Genomic DNA, 22,253 nt, shown 5'->3' with positions numbered 1-22,253 from the left:
TCGGCCAATAAGCTCAATTTTGCGTAAAGCTTCCGGCGATCAGGCGATGGCTTGGCAGGTCTGTCTGGATTATCGCTGCCGGATGAGGGAGGGGGAGGGCGAGCCTTTGGCTGAAGCCCTCAGTGCCTAAAGGTTGGAAAGCGCCTCATCGAGGTCGTCGCCTTTGGCAGAGCCTTCCAGCCGGTCCTTCTCCGCGGCGCGGGCCTGGATCTGCTCCAACGCCTTGGCGAGCTGAAGGGTCAGGTGCTTGAGCGATGCCACCGGCATGAGAAGGCTTCCGGTGGTCTGGGACTCAAGCTCGGCCTTGTCGTCCTTGCGCCGTAGCTGAACCAATTCAATGCGCACCACGCCGTTGGACACCACGACGGAGCCCGTCCCATCAGCAAATATATCGGTCATGAATGATCGTCCTTCTATGCCTTGCTCAAATCGTAAACTGAGAAAGATCCCGTGGCCGCCAGGAACCGCGACCGCGGGGCCCCCTGGATAACAGGCTTGCCGCCGTCAATCCAGGGGCACTGACCTGCCTGCCCCCGTTTCGTTTCCTACCGCGTTGTCGCCAGCAAGAGCCGCCCGAGGGTGGCAACCGATGCCCGGCCATTCTTTGGCAGTCCTTTGTCGGTCTGGAAGCGGCTGACGGCCAGTGCCCGGGCCTCCTCGTTGGCGCGGAGATTCTTTGCTCGCAGATAGCCAAGGCGGAAAAGGAGGCTGTCGATCGTGCGCAAAGGAATCATTGCCGCTTCGCTGTTGGCCTTGGGCGCCTGCCCGATCCGCCACCGCGCCGAGGTTTTCGACAAGGCGGAAGTGGCATCGCGCCGACCGCCGTCCGGATGAAACAGGCTGAGGGACAGTACCCCGGCGACGGCCTCGCCCTCGGATCTTTTCAGATCGATGACATGCAGGCCAACGGCATAGAAGGAACCATCCGCGAAGAGCAGGAGGGGGGAGCCCGAATCGCCTTTGATGACACTGCAATTGTGGGTGATCAGTCTGCCGCTCTGGCCGATGCCCTGTATCTCGCAACCCCAGTCGGCGGTCATGACGTGAGCGCGGTCGCGCCGATAGCCGGCCTGCATCAGCAAGGCCTCTCCGACCTTGATGCGCGACATCATCAGGCTGTCCAGCTTCTTGATCCCCAACCATCCGGCTTTCAACCCAAGGGGCCTCTCAAGCGTGAGAATGGCCCAGTCGCGCACGGCCGACTGCGTTGTCGCACCGTCGGCATAGGAAAAGGCCTCGGCCCGTTTGTAGCTGGCGACTTTGGAATGAAGGATGAAGCGATCACGCTGATAGCCGGCGACAAAGTGGATCTCTATCGCACCGCGCCAACGGCCGGCCCGCGGATCGAAGAGGCAGTGCGCGGCGGTCAGAACGTGTCTCTCGCTGATCAGAAAGCCGGTGCAGTGACCGCGCCCGCCGGCGTTGACCCGGCCAATGGCGCTCCAGGGATACTCCATCGCGTTGATCTCGACGCGCTCGGAATTGTCGGCCGCCCTCACGCTCCCCGAAGTGCCGACAAGCAGCATCAGAAGGCCCAAGGCCCCGATGATGGAGCGCATACCCGTAGGGATCATCAGTATTGCCTATCAGCCAGTTGCTATGCTGGCGATCAGTCTTTCACCGGGAATGGTCGCTGCCACCTGTCTCAATGCCTCGATTACCTTGGGGTCGTAGCGGTTTGAGTTCTCCTGCAGAATATCCAGGACGGCGGCTGGCGCAAGGCCCGAGCGATAGGAGCGCGGTTCGACGCGGGCGCAAAAGACATCGCAGGTTCCCAGGATTCGGGCAGCCAGGGTGATTGCGTCGCCCCCAAGGCCCTTGGGATAGCCTTTGCCGTCCAGGCGCTCGTGCATCTGTGAAATCGTCTCCACCACCGGAAGCTCGAAGTCGATTCCCCCCAGCAGCTGAACGGCATGCTCCACATGGGTTTCCATCTGACGGATCTCGTCTTCCGACAGGCGAGCGGGCTTTGTCAGCAGTTCCTGGGGGATCGCCAGCTTGCCGATCTGCGACAGGTTCGCGGCCAGCTCCAGGGTGGTCAGCTCATCCGCATCGCAGTCGAGTTCTTTGCCGACGGATACCGCAAACTCGGCAACCCGGCGGGAATGCCCGGCAAGATAGGGGTCGCGCAGCTCGATGGCGCGCACCAGCGCGGAGACCATCTGTTCAATGGCGCGCTCTTTTTTGCGTTGCTGTTCCACCAGTTCCGTAACGTCGCGCGTCACCGAGACAATGCCCTGGGAGGCACCGTCCGAATCGACGAAGGGCACCTTTGAGATCTGCAGGTGGCGCAGAGAGGAATCGAAGTAGACCTCCTCGTCGGTGGTAATGGCTTCCTGGTTCTTGACGACGCGCCGCTCGGTCAGGGCCAGGCGCTTGGCTGTGCCCCGCCCGAAGATGGCGGCATCGTCCAGGCCGACGATGTTTTCCGGATCGCGGCCGACCGCGGCGGCAAAGGCCGGGTTCACGTAGCGATAGGTGCCGTCCGCCGCTTTCAGGCCGATGTGCTCCGGGATCGTGCCGTTGATGCTGTCGAGCAGCTGCTTTTGCGCATGAATGCGGTTGGCCAGGTTCTGGTACTGACGCGCCAGCGTTTCATTGTGCAGGCTTGAAAGGCGCCACCAGAAGGCGCCGAAAGCGATCGCGACCGCAATGACGACGAGACTGGCGACCACGATGGCGGCGGTGGAGTAGGTTGCCAGCGGGCCCTCGGCAGCCGCGACATCAAGCTCTTCGACGACCCACCAGGTTGGGCCTGAGACCATAGCGCCGGCCGAGTAAACCTGGCCGGGACCGGAAAGCGAGCTGCGGCGCCCGAAAGGTACTTCTCCCTCGGCAAGGTCGAAACCCTCCAGCGATACGCCCTTTACCGCGTCGGCAGAGCCGGGTGCGATCTGGAACAGGGCGTTGTTGTCGAGCTGAATGAGCGCGCGGCGGGCACCGGGGCTGGCCAGCGGATCGACCGCCAGGATTTCTGAAAGCCCGCTTGCCAGGGGGGCCACCAAGACAAGGACGGCGACCGGCCTCGCATCGCTTGGTTCCACCTGTGCGGCGAAGACCGGCATCGCCAGGTCCATCACCAGCCCGGCGGGCAGGGTGCGGGCAGGGCCGAAGACCGACTGTCCCCGCTCGAAGCTTTGCATTGCAAGGGCGTGCTGGTTGCCGGTGAAGCTTGCCGAGCCGCTGGAAGTAACAAAAGCATCTCCACTGCGTCCCACCAGATAGGCGGCGAGAAAATCGGCGTTCGTGGAGAAGTCACTGATGACGCGTTCGATGAACGGCAACTGCTCGACCAGGGGGACGCCGAGACCGCTGTCGTCGTTCGGCGTGGCCACCATGCGGGACATATCGCCGCCGGCAAGGTCCATCTCCGCCGCAAAAAGGCGGATCAGCTCGCTTTCGACCACCGGTTCGGCGAGACGTCGGGTTCCCTGCAGCCAGGTCGAAATGACTTCGGCCTGGCCCGCCGCCGTGATCTGAAGGCGCTCGGAGACCTGCTCCATGAGCTGACTGCGCTTTGCGTCGATCGTCAGCTTGGGCACGAAGACGGCCGCCAGGGCGATAACCGCCAGCACGATTCCGCCCAAGAGCAGGACGCGCCAGCGTCCGGGGTGCTCGGGGCTTGCGTCGACTGCCGAGAAGTCCAGCGCTTCCGCCGCGTTTGATCCTCTATTAATCATGAATACGTTATCTCATAGAGGAATTAACGATTGTTTACAAAGACGCCGTGCGTTTCTTGTCATAGAAGTGCGCCCAGCGCTTGGTCTCGTTCATCGAGTATTGCGGCACGTAGTGGCGGTACTTTTTGTGAGGGAAGATGAGATCGGTCAAGCTGTCGAGAATCAGGATGTCGTTTGGCTGATAGACGGCCAAAACCGCATGGCCGATGCGGCGGATCCGGTCCATCAGGATCACCACCCGCATCTCGTCGTTGCTCACGCCGAGGTCCCGCAAGGCAAAGAACTTGGCGATCGAGTAGTCTTCGCAATCCCCGGAGCGTTTCATGAACTCCAGGGGGGTGGCCCAGAACTCGCTGACGCCATACAGCTCTTGATCGATCTTGTAGGGCCAGCGGTTGAAGTACTGATTGACCGTCTTCAGCATGGCAGCGCGGGGCTTGCCCTTGGCCGCAAGGGCGACTTCACGCCAGGATTTCAGGCCCGCGGTAGTACAGGCAGCGGGATTGTTGAGGCAGGCCTGAAAGCTGCTGCGCTCCTTCTTCATCTTGGACAGTACCCGCGCCCACTGCGGCAAGGCCTTAAGGGTGGCCGAAGAGATCTCCGTGGAGCCGAAGAGGGCGTTGCCGGAATTGCGGGTCGACTTCATAAAGTCGCCGAGGGATTGCGCTGCCGCCGGCTTCGCCCAAGCGTCCAGCACGAGGCCGCCGGCGGCGGTCCCGAGCATCAAAGCGGACGAACGAAGGAAGGCGCGGCGATCCAATGGCCAGGCTCCCGAGATTGCTGCGCTCCGCACCGTCGTGCGGTCTACGCGACCATGAGGATCTTCTGGAGATCCCACCCGAGAGCATCGCTGTTTTGCCTTAATGTAGATTTTCGAAAGATGGTTTACGCCGTCACACCTAGGTGAGGCGCATTTATGGCAAATCCTGGGGTTCGCTCACCGTTCTTGGTAAAGATGCAAAAAAGCGCCGCCAAGAGAAATGGCGGCGCTTTCAGCGAGGCGTGGGCTTCGGAACGTCCTAGATCGGATCATGTTTTGACGGAACCACTTCGTGGTTTCGACAAAACATGTGAATCCGATCGACATCAAACAGTTAGAGCAGATTCACCGGCTTGATGGATCGCTTTCAGCGATTCCATCCAACCCGGTTCTGCTCTAGCGTTCGCGCAGGGCCGACCCTTTGGCCTTCAAGATCGGTTTCAGCAGATAGTCGAGGACCGACTTCTCGCCGGTCAAGATCTCTGCGGTGACGGTCATGCCGGGAATGATCGGCAAGACCTCGCCGTTGCGCAGCAGCTGGCTGTCCTCGGTACGCAGATAGACCCGGTAAAAGCTCTCGCCCTCTTCGTCCTTGATGGTATCGGCGGAGATCCGCTCAAGGGCGGCGCTGAGGCCGCCATAGACCGAGAAATCGTAGGCCGAGACCTTGATGATGGCGTTCTGGCCGGGGCGCAGGAAGGCAATGTCGGCGGGACGCACCTGCGCTTCGACAAGCAGGGTGTCGTCGAGCGGCACGATCTCCATGATATCCTCGCCCGGCTGGATGACGCCGCCGACCGTGGTGCGCTTCAGGTTCTTGACCGTTCCGCGAACCCGCGACTGAACCGAGGTTCTGGTTACCCTGTCCTGGCCGGCAAAGAGCGATTGGGAGATTGACTTGATCTCGGCACGTATGCCGTTGAGTTCGTCGGAAGCCTCGGTCTTTGTGGTCAGGACCATCTCTTCGATCCGCTGCTCCGCTTCTTTCTGGGCCGCCTGGAGACGCGGTATAGCGGTGCGAATGGTCCGGATCTCACCCTCAAGGTCCGCGACCTGACGGTCGATCCGGATCAGGTCGATCCGCGGCATAACGCCTTTTTTGACCAGGGGGGCGGTGATGGCCAGTTCCTCGCGCGCGAGGCGCAGGCTTTGCTCCAACTGGCGCCGACGGCTACCCATTTCGGCCACTTCCTGCTTGCGCTGCGTGGCTTGGGATTCGAGCACCGAGACCTGCGCGGCCAGTTGGCGCTTGCGGGCATTGAAGAACCGCTTTTGGTCCGAGGCGACGATGGGCGCCTGGTCCAAGACCGTCTCGGGGAAGGTGATTTCTTCTTTTTCGTCAAGCTCTGCAACCAGCCGCGCCTCGGTGGCCTGCAGGCTGAGATACTGCGATTGAGCATCTTCCAGGTTGGCGGTGGCAATGGTGTTCTCAATTCGCGCCAGCACATCGCCGGCCTCTACGATGTCGCCCTCACGGACCAGAATTTCGGAAAGGATGCCGCCTTCCAGATTCTGAATAACCTGCGTTTTGGATGAAGGGATAATGGTGCCTTCACCGCGGGTCACCTCATCCAGCACGGCGTTGTGGGCCCAGATCCCCATGACGGCGAAGAACGCCACCGACATGAGCGTGAGGATGTATGCAAACCGCCGGCCGCGCTGACGCGTCGCCGCATGCACGTCGGGCATGTAATCCAGATCGTCCCGATCGAAAACGCCTTGTGTACTCATTTCACTCAATCCTTCATCAAGCCGCGGTGATCCGCGGGCCTGCTTACGCCTATCAAACCTGGGTCAGACCGCAAAAAAGGTCTTTGATCTGTCCCAATTGTCCTCAACCCCAGACGCCGTCCAATTCTCTCGAAATGGGCGCCCTTAAGTGTTGGTCGCGCGGATCTGGCCCTGCCGCAGGGCACGCAGGACATCGTCCTTCGGACCGTCGGCGACGATTTTACCGTTGTCGATAATCAGCAACCGGTCGACCAGCGTCAGCAGCGAACTGCGGTGGGTGACCAGGAACAGCGTCTTGCCCGGCAGCATCGCCTCAAGGCGCCGCTTGAAGGCAGCCTCGGAGGCGTTGTCCATGTGGCTGGTCGGCTCGTCGAGAAGAATAATCGGCGGATCCAGCAACATGGAGCGGGCGATCGCCACGGATTGACGCTGTCCGCCCGAGAGTGACATGCCGCGCTCACCGACCGGCAGGTCGAAACCCAGCGGATGGGTTTTCAGGAAGTCGCTGACGCCGGCGATGTCGGCGGCACGCAGGATCGTCTCGTCGTCCACGTGGGGCGCGCCGAAACAAATGTTGTCGCGCACTGATCCGAAGAACAGATAGTTGTCCTGCGAGACGTAACCGATGTTGCGCCGCAGATCGGCAGGGTCGATCTGGCGAACATCGGTACCGTCCATCAGAACGGCCCCTTCCATCGGCTCGTAGAGGCCGACCATCATTCTCGATACCGTGCTTTTGCCGGAGCCGATACGGCCCAGCATGCCGACCCGTTCGCCCGGCTTGATTTTGAAAGAGAGGCTGTCCAGCGCCTTGGTCTCCTGGCCGGGATAGCTGAAGGTCGCCTGCTTGTATTCAATCTGTCCGCTGAGGCGCGGGCGATGCAGGAAGGTTTTGTTGTGGGCCCGCTCGACGGGGGCCTTCATCAGGCCGTCGAGGGACTTCAGTGCGACGCGCGATTGCTGCAGGCGGGTCAGCATGGCGGCGACCGCGCCCAGCGGCGCCAGGGCGCGGCCGGTCAGAATGGTGGCCGCGATCAGCGCACCCATGGTGATGTTGCCGGCGGCGATTTCATGGACGCCGTAGACAATGACGATGACGGTCGCCATTTGTATGGAGACCTGCGCGAAGGTCGTGGCGATGCCTGAGATGAAGCGGGCCTGACCCGAAGAGGCGGCGGACAGACCGACGAAACGCTCCCAGGATTTCTGGACCCGACCCTCGGCCGCGGTGGCTTTGATGGTTTCCAAGCCGTCGATGGTCTCCACCAGCAAGGCGTGCTTCTGGCTCGCCTCGCGCTGGCTTTTCTCGACCACTGAGCGCAGCGGGTATTGCAGGAACAGACCGGCGAGGATCACCATGGGTACCATCGCCAAGGGCACGATGGCGACCGGGCCCGACACGATGTAGATCACGCCGATGAACAGGAAGATGAAGGGCAGGTCGACCAGGGCGACCAGGGTGCCGGAAGTGAAGAACTCGCGCAGCGACTCGAACTCGCGCAGATTGTTGGCCATGGCGCCGGTCGACGCGGGCTTGGCGTCGAGGCGCGTCGACATCAACTGCTCCAGCAGCCGGCTGGCGATGATGACGTCGGCATTCTTGCCGGCGATGTCGACAAAGTAAGTGCGCAGGTTGCGCATCACGAACTCGAAGCCGAACACCGTGACCACGCCGATGGCCAGAACCCAAAGGGTCTCGATGGCCTGGTTGGGGACCACGCGGTCATACACGTTCATGATGAACAGCGGGCTGGCGATGGCAAAGCAGTTGATCAGGATCGATGCCAGAAAGACGTGGCTGTAAATCGGCCAGAACTGCCAGAGGGTGCCCCAAAACCACGCCCGCGGTTCGGCCAGCTTGGTTTCCGGCGCGCGCTCATCGAAATGGGCTTCGGTGCGTGCGAAGATGGCGTAACCGGAATACTGCTCCTGGAGCGCGGCGATCTCAACGGACTTGGACGTGCCCCCAGCCTCCGGCAGCAGGATATCGGCAAAGCCGTTCACTAAGCCCACCAACACGCAGCAACTGCCACCCTTGAGCAGCAAGATGCAGGGCAGGGTCACCGGCAGGATCTTGGCCAAACGCGGCCGGCGCACAACCCGGGCCGACAGGCCGGCACGCTCGGCGGAACGCACCGCCAGATCAGGCGTAAAGGCTTCCTGTGCGTGCGGCAGACCGGCCTTCAGGGCCTCGACGGAGATTGGCCGTTGCAACAGCCCTGCCAGGAGAGAAAGAGAACGGACCAGCGGGTCCTCAAAATCGACGGTGGAAGCAGGTACGTCCCATTCCTGGGCGGCCTTGTCTTCCATGACGTCCTTGGGCCGCAAAGTCGCGCCAACGGCTGCGGTCTTTGTGTCGTCCTGTGCGGCGGTCTCGGATTCGGCCAGATTTGCCGACATCGATGATTTACCGGTGGTATCTAATGCCTCACTCACGTCGGCGATATCCTTAACAATAGAGGAGCCTGTTTGGGATTGGTCGTGTTCCCGGGCTCCTTGGTTCTCATGGTTGACTTCATGGTTTGCTGTATCCCGAGCAGGGTCAGGCCCTTCTCGGGTTCCATCTTCGCCGGTTTCCCGGCCTTCGGGAAGTTTCAGGTCCGGGTCGGTCTTGTGCAGATCCTTCTCGTCCTGTCCCAGCGAGGTCCTCAGATCGGCTTCCTCATCCCCCTCGGCGATGTCTGGTCCGATGGAGAGGCTGGGATCCGGCGAAGATTTCGGCCCGCCATGCGAGCCGCCATCTGCGCTGAGGTCCTTGCGCTTGGCAATCGTATCGTCGCGGGCGGCCATGCTTCCCCTACCGCTCTCTCATTTGACGTTTCCGTTCCAAAGCTTCCGTCGGATCAAGGCTTGCCTGCATACCGGCGGACTGAGTGGCACAACGGTGCCTTGTCCTCAGATCCAAAGACCTTCTGGCCCAAACCTTCACTACAGTTATTACGAATTTGCAAAGAGCTAGGGTTCAGACCTGCTTACAAAACTGAGAAAAAATAGCTTCGCTTCATTCGAAAAGGGTTAATAGCATACTTTACTGCCTCGGCCAGGGGAAACGCCGGGCCGAGGTGAGGCAAATGGTCCACCCGCTCCAGGGACTGGTTTCCCGCTACTTCCTTGTTCCAAACCGTCGCCAGGCATTCTTTGGTCTTTGACCAGACCGTAGCCCCCCAGGGGTCCGGCGACTGTGCGGTTTGTCACAGCTTTATGGCATCATCAGGGCGCCGAGCATTCTGCAGGATACCCTAAAAGAGGTCTATCTGGCTGATTTCGCCAGGGATTCCTTCTGTGTGGTTTCGCCTCAGGCGTGAATACTTGATTATTGTGCAATTATTTAAAGTTCTGCATGGCAGTATTCGAAAGCCCGGGCCTATCGGCCCGACGCAAAAAGAAGGGCCGAAGGAAAACCCGAGGCTCTTCACTTGACGATCAACCGTTGACAGAATCGGCAAAGAGCCCTTAATGGCAGAACGGTTCAGTCAGCTGGCGAACGTGAGGCGATCATCATCTTCGATTGCTTAAACGAGCAATTCGCCAGTCGCTTGGACTTTTGTCTTCAGAGCTTGCAGTAGTGCTCTGATCGTATGACTGTTGTAAAAATGTCACGGTGTGGCAAATCAGACGGCCTTATCCTAATTAACCCTGTTTCGCCTTGTGGGCGTGCGTTGACAGTCAAACTGGAAACAGGTTACAAGTCGCGCATATTTCTAGATTTGTTTGCCTTTCGTCCATATCGGGGCGGTGAGGTCCGACACGGGGGAGAGGTATTAGATGCAAAGTTTTAAGTCGGGGGAAGCTAGCATGCGCTGGTCTCGCAGGACGAGTTTGAATCACTTTAAAGCGGCACTTCTTGGTGGCGTCCTGGTATTGCCTTTCGCTATGTCGGCAAATGCCATGTCGCTGTCCGAAGCTGTGCAGCAGGCGATCTCCACGAACCCGGATATCGGGATTGTGGCGAGCAATCGCGAAGCGGTGGATCAGGAGTTGCGGCAAGCCCGCGGCCTCTATTTGCCTCAGATTGATGTGGCGGCCGGTATCGGTATCGAGAATTTCAACGATACGACGTCGCGCGCTAATAACAACGGCGGCACCGAGACGACGAATCGTCGAGAGTCGTCAATCACGCTTCAGCAGCGGCTTTTTGATGGCTTCGAAGCGGGCGCCACGGTTGAGCGTGAACAGTCGCGTGTCGAATCCGCGGCCAACCGGGTGTACGAAAACTCCGCGGTTCTCGCCCTTGACGCTATCGGCATATACCTAGAGGTCTTGCGTCAGCGGGACTTGGTGAAGCTGGCTGAAGACAACGTCGCCTATCATCAGCAGGTGCTGAGTGCTCAGCGCCAGCGGCTGCAAGGCGGCGGCGGCAGTGAAGCCGACGTAGCGCAAACAGAAGCGCGCGCAGCCCGTGCAGAGAACACGCTGATTGAGACTTTGAACGATCTTCGTGACTCCGAAGCGGTGTTTACGCGTATTGTCGGTTCTTTCCCTGGCAATGACCTGACCTATCCGGAATTCCCGGGCGGGTCTTTGCCGGCGGAGTTGGACGAGGCGGTTCAGTTGGCCGTCCGCAACAATAACACCACCAAGATCTTCGAAGCCGATGTGCGGACTGCGGAAGCTGAGATTGAGCTTGCCGAGGTGCCGCTTTATCCGGCGATCACCCTGGAAGCCCAGTCTGAGTACAACGACGGCACGTCCGCCCTGGACACCTACGAGTTCAACAACCAGGTTATGGTGCGCGTGCGGTGGAATATCTTCCGCGGTGGCATCGACCGGGCGGCTCGCCAGGAAGCGCTCTTCCGTCTGACGGAGAGCAAGAACAGGCGGTATCGTTCGGTTCTTGAGTCGCAGCAGGAAATGAGGACCTCATGGTTCGCGCTTGAAGCAGCTCGTGAGAGCATTGAGGCTCTTGAGACTGCACGCGATTTCAACCGTTCGACCCTCGATGCTTACGAGCAGCAGTTCGAGGTCGCCCAGCGTACCCTGCTGGACGTGCTCGACGCTGAGAACGAGCTTTTCGTCTCCGAAGGACAGCTTGTCACCGCTCAGACCAACGAACAGCTCGCATCCTACCGGGTGCTTGGTGTCGGCGGTATCTTGCTTGAGACGGTCGGCGTATCTGCGCCCGAGCAGGCGGTCGTCGAGGAGAAATCCTGGGCCGAGGGCTTGGTCGACTAATCACCTTTCGTCTGCCGCTCTCAAGCGGCAGACCCAGTGGTTGCTTGTGAAGCGGCGTCTTCTGTGAAGGAGGCGCCGCTTCCTTTTTTGTCGGCTCTTTCCTACTTGAAGGCCCATTCCCGGGGGGTGAGGGTAGGGGTGGCCTGTCTGCCGACCGACGGCCAGTTGATCAGCCAAAAGGCGGAAAACAGCCTATTTCGGCGAAAGAAAAGGAAAATTAACCTAACTTTCCGACTGTCGGTACCGCAGAACGGTTGTTCTTTCCCCGTAGAGGTTCTATTTTGAGAGGGAAACAAACTGTAAACTAGGCCGAAAGGTGGCCTTTAGGTATGAACGACGGCAAGCCAGTAGTGGATATGCCACCAGCCCCCGTCAGCGCGGAAGCCGCGGCTGACCAGGGGTTGCTGCTTGACGTCGAGCAGGATCGGCTGCCGCTGGTGATTATCGAGCCGGGGGCACCATCGCCGGTCGAAGATCCCGACGCCGATTCAGTATTGCTGGAACTCGATGATCTCTTGCCGGATCCGGAAGGGGAGGTCGTACTCTTCACCGGAGATGACGTGTCGGTCAACATCCTGACCAAAGAGACAATCACAGGCTTCGGGGTTGCCGACGAGCATGTCACGGCGTCGGGCGTCGATGTGACGGGGCTGAACTTCTACAGCTTCGAGGGTGGCATGACCGTTTACAGTTCAAGCGACGTGCTGATCATCAACGACCCCAACGTTTCCTGACGTTCTCTATTTATCCCCTGGTTTTCTACTCGTCCAGTGAGGCGCGGCTCGGTGGAACCGGCAGGTTTCCCGAGAGGCTGGGTCGTTTGGCCTGGAGTGACAGCCACATCACCGCGTAAAACTCCTGATAGGTCTGCGAGCGCAGTGCCAGAATCGTTGCCTGAGCGGCATTGACCCGCCCCGGCGCCACGTAGAGCAGTTTGGCCTCGGACTTGGCCTCACGTCCGTTGACCAGGTCCTGCCATACCTCGCTGAGAGATCGCCGGGTTCGAATCTGCACAAGAGTGGTCAGTTCGGCACCGATGACCGCCACGTCGGCCGGGCCCAGCCATTCGCCGAAGGCACTGTTGTAAGCGATCACGGTCCGGTATCGCGACAAGATGAGGCCCGGATTAGGACAGTTCGTCACGACATCCAGGAGGCCGTGGTGGGTCGGGCCCAGCGTCTCCCGGGCCAGGGCCTGTTCACCCTCCAGCATGCAGAATACCCGCAGGTAGGATGAAAAATTAGGGCCGTCGTAGCGTTCTGCCAGTTCGGCCACGAACCTTCCGAGTCTCAGTCGCTGGCGCTCTGCCAGAACCTCCAGGGTCTGCCAGTAAATCGGCTCAAGCCGGACCGAATAACGCTTGTTGCGATATTGGACGATGCGCGGCTTGGGGGCCTGATTCCCGAATGTCTTAGGTGGTGGGATCTGCAATGAGATTAATCTACCCGCTCTGAAGCACAAGGAAGATTACTCATACATAAATATAGCGTCAGCCGCAAGCTGCTGGTGCGGGCCGCAGGCTATGCTTGGGGTTAGGGGCGGCCAATCAGTCTGTCAGGGCAGCATGATGTCGTCGTGGTCGCCGATGATCCCGCCGAGATCTGAGAGGTTGCTGCGCAACTTGTAACGTCGGGCCAGCTTCTGCTGGGCAGGGGCGGGCAGGTCCGTGAGCATGAAGACGCGCTTGTCGATCAGCACTGTGATGACGTCCTCGATAACTCGGATGAACTCCATGTCCGAGGCCTCAAGTTCGGCTCGGATCTGGGTCTCACCCAACCCATTGTTGAGAAAGGACACCAATTCCGGATCGTCGAGCGCGACCTGTTCATAGGCCATCTCGGTTTCCCGTTCCTGGACGTCGGCAATCTGTCCGCGGTCGTCTCGCGCCACATAGGGCATGGCGATACTCCTTTCTCTTGGCGACAAGCTATTCGGCTAGTGGTTAACATTGGGTAAGCGGGGCCGGCAGCGCGCCGCCAGGTCGGCGGGCTTTCATGCTTTTTGCTTGCTGCGGTGCGCCAGTTGACGAAACTACGTCCAAACCTTTCTTTGCCGAATCGCCCAGGCCATGCCGCTCATCGTCAGTAAAGCCAACACCAGAGATCCAGAGTTCGCCGAGAACCGACGGGCCAATCAGGCCTTGGTCGCGGATCTGCGGGCGCAGGTCGAACGGACCAAGCTGGGGGGTGGAGAGCGCGCCAGGGCCCGCCATGCGGACCGCGGCAAGCTATTGCCACGGGAAAGAGTTCGCTGCCTGCTGGACAGCGGTTCCCCCTTTCTGGAGCTCTCACAATTGGCGGCCCATGGCCTCTATGGCGACGAGGTGCCGGCGGCCGGTCTGATTGCCGGGATCGGCCGGGTCTCGGGCCGCGAGTGCCTTGTGCTGGCCAATGACGCAACGGTCAAAGGGGGCACCTACTATCCGATGACCGTGAAGAAGCATCTGCGGGCCCAGGAGATTGCCGAGCAGAATCATCTGCCCTGTATCTATCTGGTCGATTCCGGCGGTGCCAATCTTCCCAACCAGGACGAGGTCTTTCCAGACCGCGACCACTTCGGCCGCATTTTCTTCAATCAGGCCAACATGTCCGCCAAGGGAATTCCCCAGATTGCCGTGGTCATGGGGTCCTGCACGGCAGGGGGCGCCTATGTGCCCGCAATGGCGGATGAGAGCATCATCGTCAAGGAACAGGGCACCATCTTTCTGGGCGGGCCGCCCCTGGTGAAAGCCGCGACCGGCGAAGTCGTGACTGCGGAGGAACTGGGCGGCGCCGATGTCCATACCCGCACATCAGGCGTGGCCGACCACTATGCCGAAAACGATTCCCATGCCTTGTCGATCGCCCGGCGCATCATCGCCTCGTTGAACCGGTCCAAGCCCCGGACGTTGGAGGTTTGCGAGCCCCGGGAGCCGCACTACGATCCGGCGGAGCTTTATGGCATCGTGCCGCGGGACCTTCGCAAACCCTATGATGTAAGAGAGGCGATTGCGCGCATCGTCGACGCAAGTGAACTCGATGAGTTCAAGGCCCTCTATGGCCAGAGCCTGATCTGCGGTTTTGCCCATATCTGCGGCTATCCCGTCGGCATCCTGGCGAACAACGGCATTCTGTTCTCTGAATCGGCCCTGAAGGGTGCGCACTTCATCGAGCTCTGCAGCCAGCGCGGGATACCCCTGGTGTTTTTCCAGAACATCACCGGCTTCATGGTCGGGCAGAAGTATGAAGCCGGCGGTATCGCCAAGGACGGCGCAAAGCTGGTCACTGCCGTTGCCTGTGCGAAGGTGCCCAAGTTCACCGTCATGCTCGGGGGCAGCTTTGGTGCCGGGAACTATGGCATGTGCGGACGCGCCTACAGCCCGCGCTTCTTGTGGATGTGGCCGAATGCGCGCATCTCGGTCATGGGCGGAGAACAGGCCGCCACCGTGATGGCCACCTTGCGCCGCGAGGCGGTCGAAGCAAAGGGTGGGGCCTGGCGCGACGATGAGGAGGAGGCCTTCAAAGCGCCTATCCGTGCCCAGTACGAAGAACAGGGCCATCCTTACTACGCGACCGCGCGGCTCTGGGACGATGGGATCATCGATCCCCTGGATACCCGCATGGCATTGGGCCTGGGGCTCTCGGCCGCGCTGAACGCCCCCATAGAGCCGACGCGCTTCGGCATCTTCAGGATGTAAGGCCATGACCTCGCCGTTTTTCGTTCAGGCGATCGACCCGCGCGGGGTCGCGCGCATTACCCTGACCCGATCCGAAGTCCACAACGCGTTCAACGATGTTCTGATCGCCGAACTGACAGCGGTTCTGGAAGGTCTGAGCCGGGATGATCGTGTACGGCTGGTCGTCTTGTCTGCCCAGGGGCGGAGCTTTTCGGCCGGCGCCGACCTCAACTGGATGAAGGCGATGGCCGGATTCTCCGAGGCGGAGAATCGTGACGATGCCCTACGGCTGGCGCGGCTGATGCAGTGCCTGAACGAGTTGCCGAAACCAACCCTTGCCCTTGTCCAGGGGGCCGCCTACGGCGGCGGCGTGGGCCTGGTGGCCTGTTGTGATATCGTGGTTGCGGCGGAGGAAGCGAAGTTCTGCCTTTCAGAGGTCAAGTTGGGGCTTACCCCTGCCGTCATCAGCCCCTACGTCGTCGCGGCGATCGGTGAAGCTGCCGCCCGCCGTTACTTCCTGACCGCGGAAGCTTTCTCGGCCTGGGAAGCCCAGCGCCTGGGGCTGGTTCATGAGGTGGTCGAAGGGCCGGCCCTCGAGCAGAAGGGGCGGCAGATCGCGGCGGCGCTTTTGGATGGCGGGCCAAAGGCCCAGACGGCGGCCAAGGACCTGATCTTCGCCGTTAGCAAGACAGGCGCGCAGGACGTGCTGATCGAAGAGACGGCGCGGCGCATTGCGGCCGTGCGTGCTTCCGACGAGGGACGGGAAGGGATCACGGCATTTTTGGAGAAGCGTAGGCCCGGCTGGCAAGAGGATTGAGTCGTACCATGCAGAAGCCCGATCGCTACTGGCTGCCGGGATTGGTTTTAACGCTCGGCCTCTATGTCCTCGTCTCCCTGGCCGTGGCCGAGACGTTCGACCTTTTCTTCGTGGTCATGCTGGCTACCCTGGTTGTCTGCGTCACGCTTTTCTACCGCCTCTTCCCCGGCAGTTATTTCACCACGATAGCCCTGGCCAACTTTCTGTCGGTCTATGCCTGTCTCTTCATTTTCTTTGTCACGTCGAACTTCGCGGCCGCCGGGGATTGGACGCTGAGACTTTCCTTCGTGCTGCCGATCCTTGCTTTCATGGCCGGCGTGTGGCTGCGCCGCGGCGCCATTCACCGGCTGGTCCGTCATGAAAGCGACGCGCGGGTGCACTACTCGCCCCGGGTGTTTCTGTGGCTCATACCGGTCTTTGCGGTCGGATTGGCCACTTTCCTGCTGCCCCACCGGCAACTGGAAAGCGAGACCGTCAATCTCATCCTTCTTGCCAGCATGGGGCTTATCTCCCTTCTCGTCCTGACGGTCAGCCGCGATGTCACGGCCTTTCTCCTGGAAACCGGGCTGCTTTTCGAGGACTTCTTTGCGCGCGCCTCGGCGCTGATGGCGCCGACGCTCGCTTTCTTCACCTACTATTCCTTCGTGGTCATTGTCTTTGCCGGTATCTACAGAATAATAGAGCGCATCATTCCGGGGCCGCATTTCATGATCGCAGGCGAAGCCCGTTCGATCACCTTTGTGGAAAGCCTCTATTTCTCGATCATCACCCTCAGCACTGTCGGCTATGGCGATCTCGTGCCGCTCAGCATGCTGGTCAGGGCTATTGCGTCCCTGCAGATCGTGATCGGCGTCTGGCTGATCATCTTCGGATTTTCCGAGGTGCTGCGTTTCGCACGTGAACACCGCCTCCACGGTGGCCAGAAATAGGGAACAGCGGCAAGCATGCATGAGCCGTCACATCTGACCGAAGTCCTGGTTTTCCTCATCGCCGCGGTCTGCGTGGTGCCGCTGTTTCGCTGGGCGCGATCCAGTTCGGTTCTTGGCTACCTGGCGGCCGGTGTGCTGGTCGGCCCTTCGGCGCTGGCGCTGGTAAAGGATCCCGACAGCGTCCTGTTCCTGGCCGAATTCGGCGTCATCTTCCTGCTCTTCACCATCGGCCTGGAGCTCTCTGTCGAGCGGTTGAAGGTGTTGCGGCGCTTTGTCTTCGGCCTTGGCGCCGCCCAGGTGATTCTGACCGGGGTTTTGTTTGGTGCCATAGCCATATGGTTCTTCGGCCAGACCGTGGAAGCCGCCGTGGTGATCGGGGGCGGCCTGGCGCTTTCCTCGACCGCCTTTGTCGTTCAGATGCTTGTCGAACGCGGCGAAATGGCCTCGCGCTTCGGCCGGATGTCATTTTCCATTCTTCTGTTTCAGGATCTGGCGATTGTGCCGCTCCTGGCGCTTTTGCCGCTTATGGTCGGGCCCGATGCCAATCTTCTGGAGGCGCTGGGCCTTGCCGCCCTCAAGGCCCTGGGGGTGGTCATTGCCGCCCTGGTGATCGGCAGGCGGGTGCTCCGCCCGATCTATCGGGTCATTGCGGCCAGCCGGCTGCAGGAGCTTTTTGTCGCGGCCACGCTGCTGGTGGTGCTGGGGGCGGGCTGGCTCATGGCGCTCGGTGGCATCTCCATGGCCCTGGGGGCATTTCTGGCAGGGCTGCTGCTGGCCGAGACCGAGTACCGGCATCAGGTGGAGGCGGACATCCGCCCCTTCAAGGGACTGCTGCTCGGGCTTTTCTTCATGGCCGTCGGTATGTCGATCGATCTCTCTCTTGTCGCGCAGGAATGGCCGCTGGTGCTGAGCGGCCTTGTCGCGCTCATGCTGATGAAGAGCGTAATCACCACCCTGCTTTGCCTCGCCTGGCGGCTGCCGAAGGACGTGGCGCTCAGGGTCGGGCCGCTGCTTTCCCAAGGCGGAGAGTTTGGTTTTGTTCTCTTTGGCACGGCGATGATTCTGGGCCTCTTGGATCGGGAAACCGGGCAGGTCCTGCTGGCCGTTGTTGCCCTGTCGATGGTGGCTACACCGGCCATGGGGTGGCTCGGCGGGCGGCTCTCCAGGTGGGCGACGCCGGCACCGGGCGTCGGCCTCGGGAACCTGGAGGAGGAGACGGAGGATACCAGCGATCATGTCATTATCGCCGGCTTCGGCCGGGTCGGTCAGACTGTCGCCCGTGTCGTCTCTGCCTGCGGTCTGCCCTATGTAGCCTTGGATCTGGACCATGCCCGGGTGACCCGTGGCCGCGGCGAGGGCCTGCCGCTCTACTACGGCGACGCCTGCCGCGTGGAGGTGCTGGAGGCCGCGGGGGTCGAGCGCGCCAGCGCCGCGGTGATCACCGTGGACGGTTCCGTTGAGGCCAGCCGGGCCGTCGCGGCTTTGCACAGCCGCATGCCGAACCTGCGGATTTTCGTCAGATCCCATGACCTGCGCCATGCCCAGCGGTTGGAAGAAGAGGGCGCTGCGGCGGTGGTTCCTGAAACGGTGGAGGCCAGCCTGCAACTGGGCGGAATCCTCTTGTCTGCCGTCGGGGTCGGCGCCGATGATATAACCCGGGTGATGAGCGATTTCCGGGCGGATAACTATGCCCTGCTGGAAGACCTGGGAGAGCCCGCAGCGAAGGCCGCGCCGCGTGAGAAGTAGGGGAGTCTGAAGCTTGTTCGAAAGCATCCTGGTTGCCAACCGCGGCGAGATTGCCTGTCGTGTCATCCGCACCGCCCGGCGTCTGGGTCTGCGCTGTGTCGCGGTCTATTCCGAAGTCGATGTCGATGCCGCTCATGTGGCCCTGGCCGATAGTGCCTATTGCATCGGGGCGGCCCCGGCGGCGGAGAGTTATCTGAAGGCTGCCGCCATCATTGCGGCGGCCAAGGCTGCCGGTGCCCAGGCGATCCATCCCGGTTACGGGTTTCTCTCGGAGAACGCGGATTTCGCTGAAGCCTGCCAGGCCGCCGGGATCACCTTCGTCGGCCCGCCGCCCGCCGCCATCCGGGCCATGGGCTCCAAGAGCGAGGCCAAGGCGCTGATGGGAAAGGCCGCGGTTCCCCTGGTGCCGGGCTATCACAGCGATGTCCAGGGCGCGGAGGCCCTGCAGGCGGAAGCGCAGAAGATGGGCTTCCCCTTGATGGTCAAAGCCTCCGCCGGCGGCGGCGGCAAGGGGATGCGCGTTGTCGCGGCGGCGGATGACTTCCTGACCGGCTTGGAGGCCGCGCGGCGTGAAGCCAAGGCCGCCTTCGGCGATGATCATGTCCTGCTGGAACGCTACCTGGCGGCGCCGCGGCATATTGAGATCCAGGTCTTTCGGGACAACCACGGCAATGCCGTGCATCTCTTTGAGCGCGACTGCTCCTCGCAGCGCCGCCATCAAAAGGTGGTCGAGGAGGCACCGGCCCCCGGCCTGTCCGAAACCCTGCGCCAGGCGATGGGGGCGGCTGCCATCGACGCCGCGGCCGCCATTGATTACCGCGGCGCCGGTACGGTGGAGTTCCTCTTCGACGGCGATGCTTTCTACTTCATGGAGATGAACACGCGTCTGCAGGTCGAGCACCCGGTGACCGAGATGATCGCCGGCGTCGACCTGGTGGAATGGCAGCTCCGGGTGGCGGCGGGGGAGGCCCTGCCGCTTTCCCAGGATCAGCTTGCGATTACCGGCCATGCCATCGAAGCCCGGGTCTACGCCGAGGACCCGGCCAATGGCTTTCTTCCGTCGACAGGCAGCCTGCTGCATCTTGAGTTCCCGGCCGAAGACATGGGGCTGCGGATCGACAGCGGCGTGCGCCCGGGCGACGCTGTGTCGGTGTTTTATGACCCGATGATCGCCAAAATCATTGCCTGGGGCGAGGACCGGGCGACGGCGCTGCGGCGCCTTGATCGTGCCTTGTCGAGGACCGAGATTGCGGGCGTGGTCAGCAACGTTGCCTTTGTCCGGGCGATCCTGGCCCATCCGGTTTTCCAGCAGGGGGCCCTCGATACCGGTTTCATCGATCAGCATCGCGAGGCTCTGCTGCCGGCTTCCGGGCCGGTGCCGGACAAGGTGCTGGCCGCCCTGACGCTGGCTGAGATGCGCTGGCGCAGCGGGCAGGCGCGCCTTGCGGCGGCCGGGTCCGATGATCCGCATTCCCCCTGGCAGCTGACCAATGGCTGGCGCCTGAACTCGGAAACCCATACCGACCTGACCTTTCTGCAGGGTGAGGACGTTTATTCTGTCACCTTGCATTTTCGCCCCGAAGGACTGGGCCTTGTCCTGCCGTCCGGCGAGTATGCCGTGAGCTTCGAAGAGATTGCCGAGGATCACCTGGCGATCCGGCTGGACCGGGAGTCTTTCCGCGCCCGGATCCTGCGGGAGGGGCCGCGACGCTGGGTCCTGGTCGATGGGGCGGTTCACATTCTGGCGTTGCAGGATCTGCTGCACGGGGTGCCGGAGGATGTGGCCGGCAGCGGTCGCATTGCTGCCCCGATGCCGGGCAAGGTGATGGCGGTTCTGGTGCAGCAGGGCGATCAGGTCTCGCAGGGCGCACCGCTGCTGCGCCTGGAGGCGATGAAAATGGAGCACACCCTGACGGCGCCGCACGACGGCCGGGTCGATGCCCTGAATTGCGCCGCCGGCGAGCTGGTCGACGAAGGCCATGAGCTTGTCGTACTGGTGGAGAATTGAGTCTGAGGCAGGAAGGCCATGTCTTTTCCCAAAACGGTGGAACTCGTCGAGGTCGGGCCGCGCGACGGCCTGCAGAATGAGCCGAAGAACCTCTCGGCGAAGGTGAAGGTGGAACTGATCGAGCGCCTGGCGGCAGCCGGTTGCCCGGTCATTGAGGCGGGCGCCTTCGTCTCCCCGAAGTGGGTGCCGCAGATGGCCGATACGGCCGAGGTTCTGGCTCGCCTCACCCGCAAGTCCGGCGTGCGCTATCCGGTTTTGGTTCCCAACGAAAAAGGCCTGGAGGGTGCTCTCGCCGCAGGGGTTGAGGAGATCGCCGTCTTCGCCGCCGCCTCGGAGAGTTTTTCCCAGCGCAACATCAATTGCTCGATTGCCGAAAGCCTGGAGCGCTTTGCCCCCGTGGCCGAGCGGGCCAGAGGCGCCGGTCTGCGCTTGCGCGGTTATGTTTCCTGCGTGTTGGGTTGTCCCTATGAGGGCGCGGTTCCGGTTGCCAAGGTGGCCGAGGTCGCGCTGGCTTTGCGCGGGCTGGGTTGCGACGAGATTTCACTGGGCGATACCATCGGCGTTGGCACCCCGCAGCGGGCCCGCGATATGCTGGCGGCGGTCGCCGACCAGGTGCCGATGGACTGCCTGGCGGTTCATTTCCACGATACCTACGGGCAGGCCCTGGCCAATATTCTGGCCTGCCTGGAATTGGGCGTGGCGACGGTCGATGCCGCGGTGGCCGGGCTTGGCGGATGTCCCTATGCCAAGGGCGCTTCGGGCAATGTTGCCAGCGAGGATGTGGTCTATATGCTCGACGGCCTGGGCATCGGGAGCGGCATCGATCTGCAGAAGCTGGCCGGGGCGGGCGCCTTCATCTGCGAGGCGCTGGGGCGCTCCTCGACCTCCAAGGTGGCTCTTGCTCTGGCCGGCCGATCGGCTTAGGTCAGAGGTGTTGTCTGAAAGCTGAGTGGTACAGGGTTCTATGGCGCTTCACCTGATGAAGCTTTGCGTCGGTGTTGAAACGGTCGAGCAGTTGGAGCAGAGCCAGGCGCGGCGGCTGCGCCGGGGCCAGAGCCTGTTCCACGATACCCGCATGATGCCCAAGCGGGCCGATGAGATCACCGACGGCGGCTCGCTCTACTGGGTGATCAAGGGGCGTTTCCAGGTGCGCCAGGCCATTGTCGACATCACCCGCGAGACCGACAAGGAGGGGCGGGGCTATGCGCGCCTGCACCTCGGGCCCGATCTCCACCGGGTGGTGCCGCGCGGCCATCGGCCGTTCCAGGGGTGGCGGTATATGGATGCGGCCAAGGCCCCCCAGGACCTCGATACCGCGGCTGTTGGCAGCGAGGATCTGCCCCCGGAAATGCAGGCCGAACTGCGGGCTTTGGGAATTCTTTAAAAAAGTAGCAGCGGGGTGTCTTTCGGCCTGGACAGGCCCCCGGAGACCCCCTATATACAGCGTCGCCGACAGGGAAACCCAAGCGGTTTCGCGGCGGCTTCCAGAGAACGAGTTTTCCACAGCCCTTGGGCGTTGAAAACGCGTCTTCTTATCGGTATAGTGTCCGCCCTAATTTCTGCTTTTTCGAGAGTGGTGAAGCGGGCGATTGCTCGACAGGTCGCTTTTGCGCGCGCTTGGTTCGGGCCTGCTGTTTGACATTGTTGATGATGGAAGGGATACGCGGGCGGCGGGCTTGTTGTTGAGCTTGGATTGTCTGGGGTTTTGGTGTTTTGGCACTGGGGCCTTTTGATGTTCGCGTATTCGTAATATAT

Annotated in this window: 18 protein-coding genes; 9 read left to right on the top strand and 9 right to left on the bottom strand. The window is 61.6% G+C overall.

The features are described 5' to 3' along the window. Positions 1-126: 126 nt before the first annotated feature. The 6 genes from HBA54_RS25840 to HBA54_RS25815 all read right to left on the bottom strand — a co-directional run bounded on the left by HBA54_RS25840 (position 127) and on the right by HBA54_RS25815 (position 8,961). A complete protein-coding gene (locus tag HBA54_RS25840; protein WP_167230628.1) occupies positions 127-399 on the bottom strand; it encodes a hypothetical protein in 273 nt (90 codons plus the stop codon). A 146-nt stretch (positions 400-545) separates the two neighbouring features. Then, a complete protein-coding gene (locus HBA54_RS25835) occupies positions 546-1,574 on the bottom strand; it encodes a trypsin-like serine peptidase (protein WP_167230625.1) in 1,029 nt (342 codons plus the stop codon). Between the two features lie 12 nt (positions 1,575-1,586). Then, a complete protein-coding gene (locus tag HBA54_RS25830) occupies positions 1,587-3,680 on the bottom strand; it encodes an HD-GYP domain-containing protein (protein ID WP_167230622.1) in 2,094 nt (697 codons plus the stop codon). Positions 3,681-3,714: 34 nt separating this feature from the next. Continuing rightward, positions 3,715-4,440 (bottom strand): transglutaminase-like cysteine peptidase, encoded by a 726-nt coding sequence (locus tag HBA54_RS25825; protein ID WP_167230619.1) that lies wholly within the window; start codon positions 4,438-4,440, stop codon positions 3,715-3,717. Positions 4,441-4,836: 396 nt separating this feature from the next. Continuing rightward, positions 4,837-6,171 carry an HlyD family type I secretion periplasmic adaptor subunit gene (locus tag HBA54_RS25820; protein WP_167230616.1) on the bottom strand — a complete coding sequence of 445 codons (1,335 nt, stop codon included), beginning with the start codon at positions 6,169-6,171 and terminating at the stop codon, positions 4,837-4,839. A 144-nt stretch (positions 6,172-6,315) separates the two neighbouring features. Continuing rightward, positions 6,316-8,961, bottom strand: coding sequence for a type I secretion system permease/ATPase (locus tag HBA54_RS25815; RefSeq protein ID WP_205944922.1), 2,646 nt, complete (start codon positions 8,959-8,961; stop codon positions 6,316-6,318). Positions 8,962-9,966: 1,005 nt separating this feature from the next. Between HBA54_RS25815 and HBA54_RS25810 the strand changes: the two genes are divergently transcribed. Next, entirely contained in the window at positions 9,967-11,343 is a 1,377-nt protein-coding gene (locus HBA54_RS25810; protein ID WP_167230614.1) for a TolC family outer membrane protein, read from the top strand. A gap of 329 nt (positions 11,344-11,672) precedes the next feature. Beyond that, a complete protein-coding gene (locus tag HBA54_RS25805) occupies positions 11,673-12,077 on the top strand; it encodes a hypothetical protein (protein ID WP_167230611.1) in 405 nt (134 codons plus the stop codon). A 25-nt stretch (positions 12,078-12,102) separates the two neighbouring features. Here HBA54_RS25805 and HBA54_RS25800 read toward each other — a convergent pair whose 3' ends face one another. Then, the gene (locus HBA54_RS25800; RefSeq protein ID WP_167230608.1) at positions 12,103-12,774 is read right to left on the bottom strand and encodes a ribbon-helix-helix domain-containing protein; all 672 of its coding nucleotides are present in this window, start codon (positions 12,772-12,774) and stop codon (positions 12,103-12,105) included. A gap of 123 nt (positions 12,775-12,897) precedes the next feature. Next, the gene (locus tag HBA54_RS25795) at positions 12,898-13,242 is read right to left on the bottom strand and encodes a hypothetical protein (protein ID WP_167230605.1); all 345 of its coding nucleotides are present in this window, start codon (positions 13,240-13,242) and stop codon (positions 12,898-12,900) included. 169 nt (positions 13,243-13,411) lie between these two features. Between HBA54_RS25795 and HBA54_RS25790 the strand changes: the two genes are divergently transcribed. Genes HBA54_RS25790 through HBA54_RS25760 form a run of 7 tightly spaced genes read left to right on the top strand, consistent with a single transcriptional unit; the run spans position 13,412 to position 21,882 of the window. Beyond that, entirely contained in the window at positions 13,412-15,019 is a 1,608-nt protein-coding gene (locus tag HBA54_RS25790) for a carboxyl transferase domain-containing protein (protein ID WP_167230602.1), read from the top strand. A gap of 4 nt (positions 15,020-15,023) precedes the next feature. After that, positions 15,024-15,815 (top strand): enoyl-CoA hydratase/isomerase family protein, encoded by a 792-nt coding sequence (locus tag HBA54_RS25785; RefSeq protein WP_167230600.1) that lies wholly within the window; start codon positions 15,024-15,026, stop codon positions 15,813-15,815. Between the two features lie 8 nt (positions 15,816-15,823). Next, positions 15,824-16,744 (top strand): potassium channel family protein, encoded by a 921-nt coding sequence (locus HBA54_RS25780; RefSeq protein ID WP_167230595.1) that lies wholly within the window; start codon positions 15,824-15,826, stop codon positions 16,742-16,744. A 15-nt stretch (positions 16,745-16,759) separates the two neighbouring features. Next, positions 16,760-18,490, top strand: coding sequence for a monovalent cation:proton antiporter-2 (CPA2) family protein (locus HBA54_RS25775; RefSeq protein WP_167230592.1), 1,731 nt, complete (start codon positions 16,760-16,762; stop codon positions 18,488-18,490). Positions 18,491-18,503: 13 nt separating this feature from the next. Next, on the top strand, positions 18,504-20,498 hold the full coding sequence (locus HBA54_RS25770) for an acetyl-CoA carboxylase biotin carboxylase subunit (protein WP_167230588.1): 1,995 nt from the start codon (positions 18,504-18,506) through the stop codon (positions 20,496-20,498). A gap of 18 nt (positions 20,499-20,516) precedes the next feature. Next, the gene (locus tag HBA54_RS25765; RefSeq protein ID WP_167230585.1) at positions 20,517-21,422 is read left to right on the top strand and encodes a hydroxymethylglutaryl-CoA lyase; all 906 of its coding nucleotides are present in this window, start codon (positions 20,517-20,519) and stop codon (positions 21,420-21,422) included. Between the two features lie 25 nt (positions 21,423-21,447). Beyond that, a complete protein-coding gene (locus tag HBA54_RS25760; protein ID WP_322096123.1) occupies positions 21,448-21,882 on the top strand; it encodes a DUF1489 family protein in 435 nt (144 codons plus the stop codon). A 148-nt stretch (positions 21,883-22,030) separates the two neighbouring features. On the opposite strand, the gene HBA54_RS28835 is transcribed toward HBA54_RS25760, so the two are convergent. Continuing rightward, a partial coding sequence (locus HBA54_RS28835; protein ID WP_205944921.1) for a hypothetical protein occupies positions 22,031-22,253 on the bottom strand: 223 nt, incomplete at its 5' end.

It is taken from the genome of Pelagibius litoralis (assembly GCF_011683915.1).
Classification (GTDB): Bacteria; Pseudomonadota; Alphaproteobacteria; order Kiloniellales; family Kiloniellaceae; genus Pelagibius; species Pelagibius litoralis.
Note: the sequence above shows the minus strand (reverse complement) of the source record. Positions and strands in the feature narration are given on the sequence as shown.